This is a genomic window from Corallococcus sp. Z5C101001, from assembly GCF_007352635.1.
In the GTDB taxonomy this organism is placed as follows: domain Bacteria; phylum Myxococcota; class Myxococcia; order Myxococcales; family Myxococcaceae; genus Corallococcus; species Corallococcus silvisoli.
This window is the reverse complement of the sequence record NZ_VKLU01000023.1, coordinates 21,580-36,063: the sequence shown is the minus strand read 5'-3', so window position 1 is coordinate 36,063 and position 14,484 is coordinate 21,580. Positions and strand designations below refer to the sequence as shown.

Here is a 14,484-nt window from a genome sequence, read left to right as displayed (position 1 = left end):
GGAGCCGCCCGGCCGCTTGCACGCGGGGGGCTGGAGGAGAGAAGAAAGTTCTCGTCCTCCCAGCCAGGGCGACTGTTGTTTCTTCAGGGCGTTGGAGCAGCCGGGGGCGCCGCCTGTTCGCTGTTCGACGGATGGGGAGCGGCCGCCTCGGCGCCGTCCGCTGGCGCCTGCTCGGGCGCGCTGGTGTCCTGGGGCAGCTGGTTCATCACGGACGAGCCCGCGCCCCCGGTGGCGGCGGCGTCCTTCTTGGGCTCGCCCTCCGCGCCCGCCGTGGCCGCGGGGGCCGCGGGCGGGTTCTTCAGCATGTTCTGCAGGCCCTGCACCTTGGCGGTGATGAGCTGCTTGTCCTGCGCCGACGTGGCGGACAGCTCCTTGCAGCGGTCGAGGAACGCGATGGCCTTCTCGAAGCCCGAGCGGTCCGCCGAGTACGCCCAGCCCGCGCCGCACACCGCCTCCGGCCGGTCCGCGGAGCGCGCGAGCACCTTCTCGAACGCCTCGCCCGCGGCCACGCCCTTCTTCGGATCCACCCCCTTCTGGCCGTCCAGCGCGTAGGCCAGATACAGCTGGCCCTCCAGTCCGTCGGGCTCCAGGGCCAGGGCCTTGGTGAAGGCCCGCTCGGCGCCCGCGTAGTCGCGGTAGCTCAGCGCCAGCGCGCCCAGGTTGAGGTGCCCGGGGGCGAACGCGTCATCCAGCGACACGGCCTTCTGGAACTGGGCGAGCGCGCGCGGGCGGTCCTCCATCTTCAGGTAGATCATCCCCAGCGTGTTGGAGATGGCCGGGTCGTCCTGCGCGACCTTGCGGGCGTTGACGATGAGCAGCTCCGCCAGGCGGTACTGACCCCGGTCGTACGCCACCAGCGCCAGCGTCTTGTACGCCTCCGGGTTGTCCTTGCTGCGCGCGAGCACGCGCCGGCCGGTGGCCTCCGCCTCGTCCAGCTTCCCCGAGAGCCGGTACGTCGCGGCCAGCGCGTTGAGCACGGGCTCGTCGTGTTCGTGGCCGGGCGCCTGGAGCGCCTTGGAGTAGAGCGCGATGGCTTCGTCCAGCTGCCCCTCGTGCCGGTGCATCAGGCCCAGGTTCATCACCGACGGAGTGTGGGCGGGGTCCAGGAAGAGGACCTTCTCGTACGCCGCGCGGGCGTCCGCCGGGCGGCCCTGCTTCTCCGCGATGACGCCCAGGTTGAACTGCGCGTTGAGCGCCTTGGGCTCCTTCGACACGACCCCCTCGAAGCCCTTGCGAGCGGTGTCCAGGTCGCCGGCCTCGTAGGCCTTCAGCGCCTCCGCGAACAGCGCGTTGGCGTCCCCCTTGTCCGCCAGCGGAGGCACGGGCGCGGTGGGCACCACGGCGGCGGGCTTCTCCACCGCGTTCATCGCGACAGGAACGGGCTTGGGGCCCGTGGCGCACGCGGTGGTGAAGGCGAAGGCGAAGGCCCCCGCCAGGAACATGCCTCTGGTGCGAAACCCGTTCATCCCCGTCGTCCCCGTCCCCTCGAACTGGCTGCGAATGTCGCCGCGGTGGTTCGTCTTCACGGCCGCACCCCCTCGAGCAGCGCGGTGGGTTCGGACGTCGAGCCCTCCGCCCCTTCCCGCGCCGCGGCCGGCGCCTGGCCCTCCGGCGTGGCCGGCGTCTGGGGCTTCGGCTCCGCGGAGGCGCTGATGGGGCCATTGAGGTCCTTCAGCACGCCAGCGGCGACGCGCGAATCACTGCTGCCCCGGTACGTCACCGGCTTCACCTGGGCGTAGACGCCCGGGCGGAAGCGGTTGAGCTGGTCCTGCGCGGCCAGCGTCCACTCGCTGTAGATGCCCAGCTCGTAGGCCTTCTGGAGGCCCTTCTCCAGCGCCTCGCTGGACTTGTCCTCCAGCGGCAGCGCCAGCGTCTCCAGCTCGCCGCGATACATGCTGAGCTGATCATCATCCAGGCCGGAGGGATCCGGCGAGTCCATGATGTTGCGAGCGAAGTCCGCGTACGCCAGGCCGATGCGGGTGAGCGCCGCGATGCCCCACTCGCCGGACCCCGTCGCGAGCACCGCCGCGTATTCCTTCTCCACGCGCTGCATCTCCCGCTGCTTGGCCGTCAGGTCGCGGCGGATGGTGGAGACGCGCGTGAACTTGATGTCCGAGAAGCGCTTCCACGTGGGCTCCAGCGCCAGGAAGCGCGCGTGGCCGTACGCGTTGAGCACCGCGGGGTCCTTGCGGACGCCCTCCGCCAGCTTGGTCCAGCCGCGCAACAGCTCGTCCTGCGCCTTCTCCTGGCCGCGCACGTCCCGCAGCTTCTGGTACGCCAGCAGCTCGTGGTACCGGGCCAGGTACGGCTGACCCGCGGCGGTGCGTGAATCCCGGCCGTAGTCCTCCACGAAGCGGCTGAAGGCGCGGGCCGCGTCGCCCCACTTCTTCTCCTTCTCCCACACGAGGCCCATGGAGAAGGCCACCTGCGGCACGTCCTTGCGGTCCTTGAAGCGCGCCAGGTAGGTGTTCCACGCGGTGACGGCCTTCTGGGACTCGCCCAGGCCGTCGTACCAGACGCCCGCGTTGAAGAGGGCGTCCGCCACCCACGCGCCCGCCGAGTCCACCTGCGCCTTGCGCTCGGCGGCCCGCTGCTCGCGCTTGGAGTCCGCGTCCTCCGCGGCCCCCGGCGTGTCCTTCTTCGCCACCGCGCCCGCCTTGGGCTTCTTCTCCGAGGCGCGCTTCGACGAGGCCTCGCGGGCCTTCATCGCATCGTCGTAGGCGGCCACGAAGGACTCGGACATGGCCGCGGCCTTCTTGAACTCGGCGACCTTCTCGTAGAGGCCGGACAGCGTGTAGCGCGTCTGCAGCTCGAAGTTGCTGTTCGGGTATTCCTTGAGGACGCGCTCGCCGGCGGTGATGCCCTTGTCCACCTCTCCCGCCTCCTGCGCGATGACCATCGCGTAGGTGAGCGCGCGGTCCGCGTTCTCCGACTTGGGGAACTCCGTCACGAAGGAGAGGAACGCCTCGGCGGCCTTCGCCGGGTTCTTCTCCTGCTTGTAGACGACCTCATCCACGTACTTGTACTGGCTGCCCTCCACCACGCGGGCCACGCGCTGGGCGAAGTCGGAGCCGGGCTTGGACAGCTTCTTGTTGCCCAGGAACTTGCGCGACAGCGTGTTGAGCTCCTGCCACTCCTCGCGGCTCTCCAGCACGTACATCGTCAGGTCCGCGGCGTCGCGCGAGCGGCGCTCCTCCGGGAACTTCTCGATGATCTCCCCGAAGCGGTGGGCCGCGTCCACGAAGTGCGCGCGGTCGTAGAGGATGACGGCCGCCTGATAGCGCAGGTCGATCTCATCCTGGTTGCCCTGGTAGAGGGAGTTGTACGTGTCGCACGCGGCGACCAGCCGGTCCTCGAACTTCGTGAGCGGCTGCTCCTCCTGCTCCTTGGCGTCGCGCTTGACGAGCTTCTGCTTGGCGACGTCGCCCTTGTCCTTCTTCTCGTCGACCTTCTGGCCGTCCTTCAGGTCGCTCTTGGAGAGCTGGCCGCGCTCGATCTTGACGAGCTTGTCGTAGGCGAGCACCGCGTTGTACGCGGCGGACTTGCGGTAGGCCTCGTTGGAGACCTCGCGCGCGGAGTCGCGGTCCGGGATCTTGAAGGCCACGACGGCGTCGTACTCGGCCGCGGCGGCCTGCCACTCCTCCAGGGCCCAGAGGATCTCCGCGTAGAAGAAGCGGATGTTAAAGGCGGAGTCCGCGACGAACTCCGGGTTGTCGCTGGACGCGAACGCGTCCACGTACTGCTTGTAGATGTCGCGCGCGAGCCGGTAGGTCTCCACCTGACGCGTCTTCTGCGCCTCCTGGTGGTACTCCGTGACCATCACGCGCATCGCCTCTTCGGTGACGCTGAAGGCGTTGCGCAAGACGCCCGCGTTGCCCGCGTTGGTGGTCCACCACTCGCCGCCCGGGCGGTAGAGGTCCACCATCCGCTTCATCTCCTTGCGGACCTGCTGGCGCTGACGCAGGCCTTCATAGGCGCGCACCACCGCCTGCTGGTACTCCGGCGCGTTCGTGCCCATGGGCGCGTCGTCGATGAGGGTGCGGTACACCAGGATGGCGCTGTCGAAGTGGCCCGCGTCCACCAGGCCCGCGGCCGTCTTCGCGAGCAGCCGGCCCTGGCGCTTCGGCGGGGCCTTCTGCTTGAAGTAGGCGAGCGCCTCCTTGGGCTGATCCAACTGGACGTAGAAGACCGTCAGGTCGTTGAGCGCCTCGGTGCGCAGGTCGCCCAGCTCCTCGCCGCGCTGGCCCGCGTAGTCCACCACCTCGTGCAGCTTCTTGAGGCCCGCGTCCAGGTCGCCCGCGTTGAAGTCACACCAGGACAGCTTGTAGGTCGCGTAGGCGTAGATCTTCGGCACGCCCGAGTCGCGCGCCTTCTCGTAGTTGACCTTCGCGGGGGCCAGCTTGTTGTTCTCGAAGTAGTGGTTGCCCAGCTGGATGTACGCGTCCGGGACGAACTGCGACTTGGGGAAGTCGCGGATCAGCTCCTCGTAGCGCGCCACCGCGTCCTCGCGGCGGTTGAGCTCGTAGAGGTTGTAGCCCAGCGAGAAGAGCACCTCGTCGCGGGCCGGGTACTGCGGGTAGTCGCGGAGGATGTCCTCGTAGATGCGCATCGTCTCCGCGCGGTAGCGCTCGGACTCGCGGTGGTCCTGCTCCGGCGCGGAGGCCTTGTCGCCGCGCGCCACCGCCGCGTCATAGGCCTTCTCCGCCGCGAGGAACTTCTCCATCTCCAACTGGTAGAGGTACTTGGACTTCTCCCAGTAGAGCTCCGACAGGCGGTACTGCATCTCCGCCCGCTGCGTGGAGGTCTCCTGGAGCTTGGGGATGAGGCGCTTGAAGCCTTCGATGGCCTCGTCGCGCTTCTTGTCCGCGAGCGCTTCGCGCTTGGAGTCCGCGATGCGCGGCACATCCGCGAACTTGGCCGTGGCGGGCTTCACCCGCGCCGGGCCCTTGCGCATGTCCTGGGGCGCGACGCCGGGTGGCAGCTCCGCCTTCTTGGCGTCCGCCTTGTCCTTCTGGGTGGCGGCCTCGCCCTTCTTGCTCCCGGCCTTCGCCGTCGAAGAGGACTTCTTCGTCGCCGCCTTGCGCGGCGGAGCTGTCGGCTCCGCCGCCTCCCCCACCCCACCGGCCGCGAGCGCGACGCCCACCGCCAGTGCACCGAACCGAAGAACCACCTTCATGCGAGCTCCTGGAGAACCGCGCCTCGCCAACCCTGGGCAAACTTCTGCCCAACCGGGGAGGGACGACGGAAAGTAGACGCGGGTACCCAGATTGAGAAGTGGCCCGGAACATGCCTTGTGCCCCGGCGTACGCCATCACGCGGGGGCACCTTCCAGGACTCAACACCCTGAAAAAAGGCCCCATCCTCCGCGACCTGCGTCACGGGGAAGGGGCCTCGGGGGTACTGCCTGGGGAGGCCGGGTGCACCCGGCTCCCACCTCGTCGCTACTTCTCCTGACGGGCGGGGCAGCCGCGCTTGAGCGTGTACTGGTAGTAGCCGATCTCGTCGATCCAGAACTCGCCCTGGAAGCGCCAGTAGTTCCACGACGCGCCCGGCATCTTCGGACGGTAGAGCGACTGCCGCGAGAGCAGCGCCTTCTGGTCCACGCCCGCGGAGAAGAGGTCCTTCTCATCGAGCGCCGTCTGGACGCGGATGATCTCCGCCTGGTCGGAGAACGTGCGGAGGTTGTCCGCGGCCTCCTGGATGCGGTTCTTCGCGAGCGTGCCGCCCACCTGCAGCAGGGTGCCGCGCACGTCCTCCAGCGACGCCACGGTCTGCGCGGCGAACGGGGTGCCACGCCACGGCCCTTCGCTGATGGCGCGCTTCTCCTCGTCCACGCGGGTGAGGGTCCGCATCACCTCCCGGATGCGCTCGTTGTTGCGGATCCACAGGTACACCGCGCGCGGCAGGCGGCGGTTCTCCGACGCCACCAGGTTGAAGGCCTGCACGGGCGGCAGGTCGTCTCCGGTGAAGGGCTCCAGCTGCTTGGCCATGGGGCCGTAGCGCTCGTCGAACGCGGCGAGCGTCGTCTTCACCTCGTCGTAGAGGCACGAGTAGTAATAGACGGTGGACTTGAGGATCCACGACTCCGGCTGGAAGGCGCCCTCGAACTGGGGCGCGTGCAGCGCCTGGAGGCTGCCCAGCGCGCCGCCGAAGTCCTCGTTCTGGAAGCGGGCGAAGCCGTTCTCGAACAACGCCTGATCCCAGAAGCGCGCGTAGCGGGGCACGCCTTCGTACGCCTTCACCGCGTCCGCGTACTCGCCCCGACGGTAGTGCACGCGCCCCAGGCCCAGGAGCGCCAGCTCGCGCGTCTCCCGCAGGTCCACCTGCGGCTCCTTCGTGGAGAGCACGGCCTGGAACGCGGCGAGGGCCTCCTGGTCCAGCGCCTCCCCTTCCCCGGGACGGCCCGGGAAGCGCGGATCCGCGAGCACGATGCCCAGCAGGTAGCGGGCCTTGGCGTAGACGCGGCTGTCGGGAGGCACGGCCTCCAGCAGCGCGCGCGCCTCCTCGAAGCGCATGCGTCGCTGGCTGGCGGTGCCCACCAGGTAGTTGATGCGCGCGAGCACCTCCTTGGGCAGCGTGACCCACTGGTCTCGCACCTCGTCGGAGTAGGCCTGGTTGAGGATGCTGGGGATGAGGTTCTGCTCATCCAGCCGCTGCTGCATGTCCACCAGCCCCTCGATGGCCTTGAGGTACGAGGGGTGCTTGGGGCCGGCGTTGACGATGGCCGCGTAGGAGATGAAGGCCGCGACGGGCAGGTCCTTCTTCGCGAAGGTCTGCGCCAGGTAGTACTCGGCCTTGCCCTTCAGGTCCGTGTCCGCCCCCTCGGCGAGCTGCGCGAAGAGGGGGGCGGCGGTGTCGAACTGGCCCGCGTTGAACGCGGACAGCGCGCGGTTGTAGGCGCCCACGTCCTGCTGGGCGAAGGCGGCGGCGGGCAGGCAGAGGGGCCCGAGGACGACAAGGAGTCGAAGCAGTCGGGACATGGTTAGAAGAGCACCGAGAAGCCAGCGTAGAAGCTGACGTTGTTGAGGACGTCCGACGAAGGCTCGGCGACGAGGTCCCTCCCGAGGATGATGTCCTCGCGGTAGTTCTTCTTCGTCTTCGGGTCCACGCCATCGAACTTCGCCACCTTGCAGCTGCCGCTCAGCGCCAGGCCGTCGAAGGGCTGGTTGGCGGCGCGCGCGGCCTCCAGCGCCTCGAAGTCCGACAGGTTGCACCCGTCCACCTTGTCCACGCGCGCGGTGTAGATGAGGTCGCGCACCTCCAGGCGGATGGCGTAGGACTTGCCGAACTGCACGCGGAAGCCGCCGCCCACCTCTCCCAGGAACTTGTTGCCGGTGTCGCCGAAGCGCGCGGGCACCTGGTACGTCGTGCCGTCCACCTCGTTGGCGACCGCCGGGCGGATGAGGTGGCGCGTCTTGCCAATGCCCGCGCCACCGCTCAGCACCACGCTGAACTGCGCCAGCGAGTTGTTGAAGAAGGCGAACTTGCCGTAGAGCGGCGTGACCTCCACGCCCGCGTGCGCGCCCCACTGGAGCAGCAGCGAGGACGCGGCCTGGGCCTGCTCGCGCACCTTGTCGATGAGCTCCAGGTTGAAGTTGCTCTCGTCGGAGTACCAGTTGTACTGGCCCCCCACCTGGAGGGCGAAGTTCTCCTGCAGGTGGTAGACGTAGTGGAGCGCGGTGCCCACGTGGTTGGTGAACTTGCCGTTCACCTGCACCACGGCGGGGTACAGCGCCAGCTCGTGCTTGCCCTCGTCCGCGAAGCGCTTCTTCTGGACGATGTGGACGTTGACGTTCGGGTTGTAGAGCGGCGCGCCATTCACCAGCCGCTGCTGCTGCGCGTCCGTGGTGCGCGGGGCCTCATCGGCGTCCAGCACCGGCGCATCCGCGGGCGCGGTGCCGGACGTGGGGCCGCTGGCGGCCGGAGCCTGGGGCCGGGGAGAGGGCGTGCCGTCCGCGTCATCCTCGTCGGTGACGGGGGCGGCGCGCGCCGGAGCCTGGGTGGATTCCGGTGCCGACTGGGGCACCGCGGGCGCCTCGCGCTGGGTGCGCGCGCGCTCCGGAGGTTCCGCGGGTGACGGAGAGGCCGGCGCGGTCGCATCCGGGCCCGGAGCCGCCGGCGGCTGCGCTGGGGCCGCGCCTTGCGCGAACGCAAGGGCAGGCACCGCGGCGACGAGGAGCGCGATGGAACGGAAGGGTCGCATAGGGAGGGTCAGAAGGAGTAGGTGTAGCCAAGGTCGAACTGCACCAGGTGCGTGAGGCCCGGGCTGCTCGCGGGTTCACCGGTGGGCCTTCCGGCCTCCCAGTCGTCACGCAGGAGGTTCACGCGGTAGCTGTCCTTGAAGATCCAGTCGCGCAGCTCCAGCCGGATGCCGTGGTGCTCCTGGATGAAGAAGCGGAAGCCCAGCGCGGCGGACACCACCGGCGCCACGCGCGACTCCTTCACCCAGAAGTTCTCCGTCGCGCTGCCCCGGTCATCCACGGACGTGCGGTTGTCACAGACGCCCGCGGCCCGATCCACCACATGGGTGCACTGGATGACGGACTGGCGCTTCAGGTTGCCAAAGCCACCGCCCGCCCAGAGGTACGTCTGGAAGTGCACCGGGATGTCCGCGACGAGGCTGATCTTCCCGTAGATGGGAGCCCACCGCACGCCAGCGACGCCGTGCAGGTTCATCTGCCAGAGGTCCTCCAGCTCATCCGTGACGCGCTTGTCCTCGCGGTCCAGGAAGGACTCGGAGATGGAGCGCGCCAGGCCCGTGTGGCGGCTGGCCGCGTAGCCCGCGCGGACCTCCAGCGCGAACGTGTCGAACAGGTTGTAGGCCAGCCCCAGGTCGAAGAAGTAGTGCGCCGTCAGGTGCGTCTGCACCGGCAGGCCCACGGACAGGGACAGCTCCGGGTGGCCCGCGGGCGTGTAGAGCCGGTTGCGGACGACCGCCGAATCCAGGACGCCGTCTTCCTGGGCGGCGGCGCCGAGCGCCGTCAGCGAGAGGCTCAGCGCGGCGAAGACGCGAAGCGTGCGTGCTTTCATATCTCCTGCCCGGCCCGGGGGTGGGCCGTTGGGTGATCCGGTCGCGTCCCGTCAACCGCGACGGCGAGGCACCGGCGTAGGAGAGCCATGTGAGCACGGCGCCCCTTCGCCGCAAGCGGATCCCAGCGACAGTCGGTAAAGTTTTCGCCCTTTGCCGCCAGGGCGACCAGCACTCAACGTTTCCACGGGGATGCGGGGCCTCCCGCGGGGCCCGCGCACGCGCGACGCACTGGAAACGACGAACGCCCCGCCCGGAACCCGAGGGTGCCGGAAGCGGGGCGTCAGCGGGGCGCGGTGAAGCGCCCCGGCGTCAGCTGCGGAAGGACTAGCGCGCGGCCTTGTGCTGCGCGCGCATGGCCACCTTGATGCTGGGGCGCACGATGACGATGCCGTCGTTGTGGCCGGCCACCGCGCCCTTCACGAGCACCAGGCCCTTCTCCACGTCCACGTCCACCACGGTCAGGTTCTGCGTGGTGACGCGGTCGACGCCGTAGTGACCCGGCATCTTCTTGTTCGGGTACGTACGGCCCGGCGTCTTACGCTGACCGATGGCGCCCGGGTGACGCTGGTACTCGTGCGTACCGTGCGTCTTGGTCTGCGAACCCTTGAAGCTCCAGCGGCGCATGACGCCGGAGAAGCCGCGACCCTTGGTCACGCCGGTGACGTCCACCAGTTCGCCCTTGGAGAACAGGTCCGCCTTGATGGCGTCGCCCACGTTGAAACCGGCGGCCTCCTCGGCCGTGACCCGGAACTCACGCAGGTGGCGGCGCGGCGTGGCGCTGGCCTTCTTGAAGAAGCCGAGCTGCGGCTTGTTCAGGACCTTCTCGCGAACCTCGCCGAAGCCCACGGTCACCGCGGAGTACTGATCCTTCTCCGGGGTGCGCTTGCCGACCACCAGACAGGTGTTGACGTCGATGACCGTCACCGGAACGAGGTTGCCCTCGTCGTTGAACACCTGGGTCATGCCGATCTTCTTGCCAATCAGACCCTTCACGTCGTCCTCACAGCGAGCGCCCGTGGCGCCGAAAGCCCAATGAAATCAATGAACTGGCCTACACGCGTCCCCGCGGCCGCCAGGAAGCGGCGCAAGATAGCAAACACGCCCCTCACGTCAAGCACCAAGGGTGAGCGGCCTCTTTACTGCGCGACGTCCAGCCGCTTGTAGAAAGGCTCCAGCTGCCTCTCCGCGATGCGCTGGGCATACACCTCTTCGCCGAGGAGGAACAGGGCTTGATCCAGATAATCTTCCGCGCCCTTGATCTCCTCCTCCTTGGCCGCGATGGACTGATCCAGCTCCGCCATGCGGGTGTCGTGCCCGCTCTTCTGCTCCTCGGCGGCGTCCTCCAGTTCGATCAGGCGCTTGTGCGCCAGGATGCCGGCGGCGCCGGGCTGGCCGGGGGTGGGCGTGAGGGCGGTGGCCAGCTGGGCCTCCCAGTCCTCCACCTCGCGGGCCAGGCGCATCTGGGCGATGCGGTTCTTCTTGAGGTTCTGCTTGGCGGCGTCCAGCTTCGCGGGGTCCTGGGTGGTCATCTCCAGGTCCGCGAGCTTCACCTCCAGCTTCTTCAGGCCCACGATGGCGTAGCGCAGGTCGGCGCGGCGGGTGGCCAGCGTCTTGCGCAGGCCCTTCACCTTGCCCTCCACCGCCGTCACGGCCCGCTGGAAGCGGCCGGTGATCTCCTTCTGGGCCGCGCAGTCGTCCTCGTGTTGCGCCAGGAAGTCCTGGTACGCCACGTCCTCGTCGTTCATCTCCGCTTCCAGCGCCGCCAGTTCGTCCCGGCGCGCCTCCAGCACCTCTTCGGCGCGGTAGACGCGTTCCATGGAGCGGGGGCAGTTCGGCTTGCCCGGGAGGACGTCCCGGGCCAGGTCGCCGAGCTGGAAGATGAGATCGTTGTAGCTCTCCTTCGCCATGGGCGGATTCATACGCCCAAGACGCCGGGACTGTCACCGGCCGAGCGCGTCCCGCGCGCCCGGCCCCGTTTTCAGGAGTCCGCGGGGGCCGCCACCACCTGGGATTCCCGCCGCACCGCCGCCAGGGCCCCCTCCGCCAGGGCGAGCAGCTCCCGGGCGCGGTCCTGCTCCTCGGTCCGGTTGAGCTCGCACACCCACGCGGACGACAGGTCCGCGTGCTGGCGCGCCATCTCCGCGGTCGTCTCATAGCGAGCGGCCGACGCACGGGCGAAGGCCCCCTCGCGGCGCAGCTCCAGCACCGTGTCCGGATCCAGGTCGATCTCCTCCGGAGGCACCGGCAGCGGGCCCCGCCCCAGCGCCGCCAGGCGGGCCAGCAGCCGCGACGCATGGGCTCGGCAGAACGCGGCCAGCACCATCAGCCGTGCCCGAACCCGTGCGTCGGTCATGCGCTCCGCCAACCCCGTCATGCGCCGGGCCGACACCACTTCCGCCTCCCACGCGGCGGCCAGTGCGGCGGCCAGCCGTGTATGCCTCGCACCCATCAGCGTCCCTCCCCCACCCTCGTCAGACGCAAGCTAGGAACGCAGGAGGGGTAATTCAACCGACCGCGCGAGCAACCATCCAATAAAGCCCGACTCCCGCGAGGCACATGGATGACAGGCCCACCACCCTCGAGTGCAGCCGGGGCCTCCGCTGGAGGATGCGCAGCACCGGCACCAGCAGGGCCACCACCGCGGCCTGCCCCATCTCCACGCCCAGGTTGAAGCCGGCCAGGGCGGGCACCACCGCGTCGCCCAGCCCGTAGCCGCCGAGCACGCTCGCGAAGCCCAGCCCATGGACCAGGCCGAACAGGAAGGTGGTCCCCGCGCGGTGCGCGTGCCGGCGCAAGAGCAGGTTCTCCAGCGCCACATAGAGGATGGACGCGGCGATCGCGGCCTCGGCCCACCGCGTGCCGCGCGCGGACAGCGTGAAGACGCCCAGCGCCGTGAGCCCCAGCGTCAGCGAGTGCGCCAGCGTGAACGACGTCACCAGCACCAGGATGCGCCGGAACGAGCCGCCCACCAGCAGCACCGCCAGGAGGAACAGCAGGTGATCCACACCTCCCAGGATGTGGCGGACGCCCTCGCCCACCCAACCGGCGAAGCCCTCCGCCGCCCCGCCCGCGCCCTCCATGTCCAGCGTGGGATGCTCCCGATCCGCGAAGTCCGCGCCCGCGAACCCGCCTTCGGCTCCACCGCCCGCGCGGATCAGCCGGTAGCCCGGAGGCAGCGCGTCCAGCACGCCGAACGTCTGACGGAGGCGTCCCGGCGGGCAGGTGAACTCCGCGGCGAGCACCGCCGTGCCGTTGGCGTCATCCCATGCCACCTCCGAGGACTGGAGCACGCAGGGCGCCCCGTCCGCGGACAGCGGGAGCCGGCTCCAGATCCGTGCCTCCACCTCCGGGCGCGGGGCCTGGAGCACGGCGGACGGCGCGCGGTCCACGTCCGGGCGGGCGGGCGGAAGGCCGGGCAGCAGCAGGCGCAGCGTGTCCGGCGTCAGGGTGAGCGTCTCCCGAACGCGCTCCGGGGACGCGGCCTCGCGGGCGACCCGCGCGGAGAGGAGATCGTCGGCATGGGCGGACGCGGCGCCCGGCCCCAGCAGGACCAGGGCCATGAACACCACCCGGACGGCGGGGGCCAGCTTCATCGCGCGCGGGAGCCTGCCCTCCGCGCGCCCCCCCGTCCACCTCCGGGTGCGGGCTACTCGTTCACGAACTCCAGGCGCACCTGACGCCGGCCCGAAAGCCCGCCGTGGTGCGCGCCGCAGCGCGGACAGATGAGGGGCGCGTCCCAGTCCCACGACGCCTGCACCTCCTCACCGCAGCAGACCAGGGGGAGCGTGCGCAGCACCTCCTCGTCCGGAGGCAGCGGCCGGGGCAGCGGCTCCGGCGCCACCGACACGAAGGTGGGCCGCGGGTTCTGCGACAGCGTGCGCTGCACGTACGCCAGCTGCTCGTACCGCACGTGGTTCGCCCACGCGCGCGCCATCTGCTCCACGTGCGCGGATTGATCCGGCGTGAGCCACGCGTCCGGGAGCGCGCGGTGGCCGCAGTACAGGCAGTGCCACGCGGGCAGCTCCTCCGCGGTGTACGCCTCGTGCAGGTTCTCGAAGGGGAAGTAGCCTGCCAGCAGCCGCTGCAGCATCCCCGCGTCGTGGCGGCTGGGCCGCGTCTTGAAGGCGCGCTGGCAGCGGGGACACTCGCGCCGCACGAAGCCCGCCTTGTCTCGCGGCAACTCCAGCCACGCCATGTCCAGCTCCGGCGGGTTCACGCCAGCCCCCGCCTGCGCCCCAGCGACGCGACGCCCAGCACGAACGCGATGAGCGAGAACACCAGCAGCAGGTGCACCCAGTGCCCCTCCGTCGAGCCGGTGATCAGCCCCATCCCCCACAACACCAGCAAGATGATGCCCATGGTCCAGTACACGCCACGCCTCCCGCCACACAGGGCCCATGAATCAGACCGGGCGCAAGCTAGGAACGAGGAGGCCCCTCGGCAACAGGTGGCGCTTTCTGCAGGGTCAGGTTGGGCAACAAACTTCCCAGCCCGGGCATTTTTTCCGGACACCGGGAGACGCGCCGCGCCCCGTTTCAGACCCTCTCTTAAGGATCCGTGAGGCAGCGGGCGGACGCAACGTACGCTGGCACGTTGCCTGCTTAGCCTCTGGGTGTGGGCGAGTCAGCGGGCGCGGGCGGCGGGGCGCCAGGGGAGGGCGAGATGCGGGGTTGGACGGTGGCGATGGCGGCGGCGGCGGTGTTGGTGGGGACGGGTGCCGGGGCCTTTCCGGTGCAGGTGCTGGCGGGTGCGCGGGGCGAGGCGCCGGACGTGACGGCCCTGAGGGAGGAGCTGGCGCGCAAGGACGCGCAGCTCAAGGCGGCGCTGGCCCGACTGCAGGTGTACGAAGACGAGGCCGACTACCTCCGCGCGGAGCAGCTGGGTGTGGCCGAGGCCGTGCGCGCCTCCGGGCTCCCCGAGCGGCAGCAGCGGCGGCTGGCGGTCTCCATCGTCCGTGAAGCGGAGCGCAACAACCTGGATCCGCTGCTGGTGGTGGCGCTGATCCGCTGCGAATCCTCGTTCAACAACTACGCGGTGTCCGGCGTGGGCGCCATGGGCCTCATGCAGGTGATGCCCGACACGGGCAAGTACCTGGCGGACAAGGCGGGCTACCAGCTGGGCCGCCACACCAACCTGTTCGACTTCGAGACCAACGTGAACCTGGGCACCGCCTACCTGGCGGACCTGATCGGCCGCTTCGGCTCCGTCGAGGGCGCGCTCGTCGCCTACAACGCGGGCCCCGGGCTGGCCAAGCGCATCCTGGCCAAGAAGGCGAACCGGGTGAAGTTCATGGCCGGCTACCCCGCCAAGGTCGTGAAGGAGTTCCGCAAGCTGAAGGCCCAGCAGGAGCACGCGGTGAGCCTGCGTGCCGAGCAGCCGACGAACGACCGCAAGGGTTGACCGCTGCGTGACACGCGCTTCGCCCGCTCGACAACACTCGAGCGGAAGTTGCG

At 69.8% G+C, this 14,484-nt stretch carries 12 protein-coding genes; 1 reads left to right on the top strand and 11 read right to left on the bottom strand.

Going from position 1 to position 14,484, the window contains the following annotated elements:
* Positions 1 to 83 precede the first annotated feature (83 nt).
* From FOF48_RS34710 to FOF48_RS34660, 11 genes are all read right to left on the bottom strand, one after another.
* On the bottom strand, positions 84 to 1,526 hold the full coding sequence (locus FOF48_RS34710) for a tetratricopeptide repeat protein (RefSeq protein WP_143909040.1): 1,443 nt from the start codon (positions 1,524 to 1,526) through the stop codon (positions 84 to 86).
* Positions 1,523 to 5,176, bottom strand: a complete 3,654-nt coding sequence (locus tag FOF48_RS34705) for a tetratricopeptide repeat protein (RefSeq protein WP_143909038.1) — start codon at positions 5,174 to 5,176, stop codon at positions 1,523 to 1,525. The genes FOF48_RS34710 and FOF48_RS34705 overlap by 4 nt, the downstream gene beginning before the upstream one ends.
* A 265-nt stretch (positions 5,177 to 5,441) precedes the next feature.
* Entirely contained in the window at positions 5,442 to 6,980 is a 1,539-nt protein-coding gene (locus tag FOF48_RS34700; RefSeq protein ID WP_143909036.1) for a tetratricopeptide repeat protein, read from the bottom strand.
* A gap of 2 nt (positions 6,981 to 6,982) precedes the next feature.
* Positions 6,983 to 8,203 carry an outer membrane beta-barrel domain-containing protein gene (locus FOF48_RS34695; RefSeq protein ID WP_143909034.1) on the bottom strand — a complete coding sequence of 407 codons (1,221 nt, stop codon included), beginning with the start codon at positions 8,201 to 8,203 and terminating at the stop codon, positions 6,983 to 6,985.
* A gap of 8 nt (positions 8,204 to 8,211) precedes the next feature.
* Positions 8,212 to 9,030, bottom strand: a complete 819-nt coding sequence (locus FOF48_RS34690; RefSeq protein ID WP_143909032.1) for an outer membrane beta-barrel domain-containing protein — start codon at positions 9,028 to 9,030, stop codon at positions 8,212 to 8,214.
* A 325-nt stretch (positions 9,031 to 9,355) separates the two neighbouring features.
* Positions 9,356 to 10,024, bottom strand: coding sequence for a 50S ribosomal protein L3 (gene rplC, locus FOF48_RS34685; protein WP_143909030.1), 669 nt, complete (start codon positions 10,022 to 10,024; stop codon positions 9,356 to 9,358).
* A 143-nt stretch (positions 10,025 to 10,167) separates the two neighbouring features.
* Entirely contained in the window at positions 10,168 to 10,938 is a 771-nt protein-coding gene (locus tag FOF48_RS34680) for a hypothetical protein (protein ID WP_143909028.1), read from the bottom strand.
* A 71-nt stretch (positions 10,939 to 11,009) separates the two neighbouring features.
* On the bottom strand, positions 11,010 to 11,480 hold the full coding sequence (locus FOF48_RS34675; RefSeq protein ID WP_143909026.1) for a hypothetical protein: 471 nt from the start codon (positions 11,478 to 11,480) through the stop codon (positions 11,010 to 11,012).
* A 55-nt stretch (positions 11,481 to 11,535) separates the two neighbouring features.
* Positions 11,536 to 12,624: a HupE/UreJ family protein gene (locus FOF48_RS34670; protein ID WP_235685948.1), complete on the bottom strand. Its 1,089-nt coding sequence runs from the start codon at positions 12,622 to 12,624 to the stop codon at positions 11,536 to 11,538.
* Between the two features lie 53 nt (positions 12,625 to 12,677).
* Complete coding sequence (locus FOF48_RS34665) at positions 12,678 to 13,247, bottom strand: hypothetical protein (protein ID WP_255443003.1); 570 nt, start codon at positions 13,245 to 13,247, stop codon at positions 12,678 to 12,680.
* Positions 13,244 to 13,390, bottom strand: coding sequence for a lmo0937 family membrane protein (locus FOF48_RS34660; RefSeq protein WP_201756512.1), 147 nt, complete (start codon positions 13,388 to 13,390; stop codon positions 13,244 to 13,246). The genes FOF48_RS34665 and FOF48_RS34660 overlap by 4 nt, the downstream gene beginning before the upstream one ends.
* Positions 13,391 to 13,693: 303 nt before the next feature.
* Between FOF48_RS34660 and FOF48_RS34655 the strand changes: the two genes are divergently transcribed.
* Positions 13,694 to 14,431, top strand: a complete 738-nt coding sequence (locus FOF48_RS34655; protein ID WP_143909022.1) for a lytic transglycosylase domain-containing protein — start codon at positions 13,694 to 13,696, stop codon at positions 14,429 to 14,431.
* Positions 14,432 to 14,484: the final 53 nt, after the last annotated feature.

Excerpts from the sequence above, each read along its gene's own strand:
- FOF48_RS34655 (WP_143909022.1), top strand. The coding sequence starts at position 13,694 with ATGCGGGGTTGGACGGTGGCGATGGCGGCGGCGGCGGTGTTGGTGGGG.
- FOF48_RS34680 (WP_143909028.1), bottom strand. The coding sequence starts at position 10,938 with ATGGCGAAGGAGAGCTACAACGATCTCATCTTCCAGCTCGGCGACCTG.
- FOF48_RS34670 (WP_235685948.1), bottom strand. The coding sequence starts at position 12,624 with ATGAAGCTGGCCCCCGCCGTCCGGGTGGTGTTCATGGCCCTGGTCCTG.
- FOF48_RS34700 (WP_143909036.1), bottom strand. The coding sequence starts at position 6,980 with ATGTCCCGACTGCTTCGACTCCTTGTCGTCCTCGGGCCCCTCTGCCTG.
- FOF48_RS34690 (WP_143909032.1), bottom strand. The coding sequence starts at position 9,030 with ATGAAAGCACGCACGCTTCGCGTCTTCGCCGCGCTGAGCCTCTCGCTG.
- FOF48_RS34660 (WP_201756512.1), bottom strand. The coding sequence starts at position 13,390 with ATGGGCATCATCTTGCTGGTGTTGTGGGGGATGGGGCTGATCACCGGC.
- FOF48_RS34695 (WP_143909034.1), bottom strand. The coding sequence starts at position 8,203 with ATGCGACCCTTCCGTTCCATCGCGCTCCTCGTCGCCGCGGTGCCTGCC.
- FOF48_RS34675 (WP_143909026.1), bottom strand. The coding sequence starts at position 11,480 with ATGGGTGCGAGGCATACACGGCTGGCCGCCGCACTGGCCGCCGCGTGG.
- FOF48_RS34705 (WP_143909038.1), bottom strand. The coding sequence starts at position 5,176 with ATGAAGGTGGTTCTTCGGTTCGGTGCACTGGCGGTGGGCGTCGCGCTC.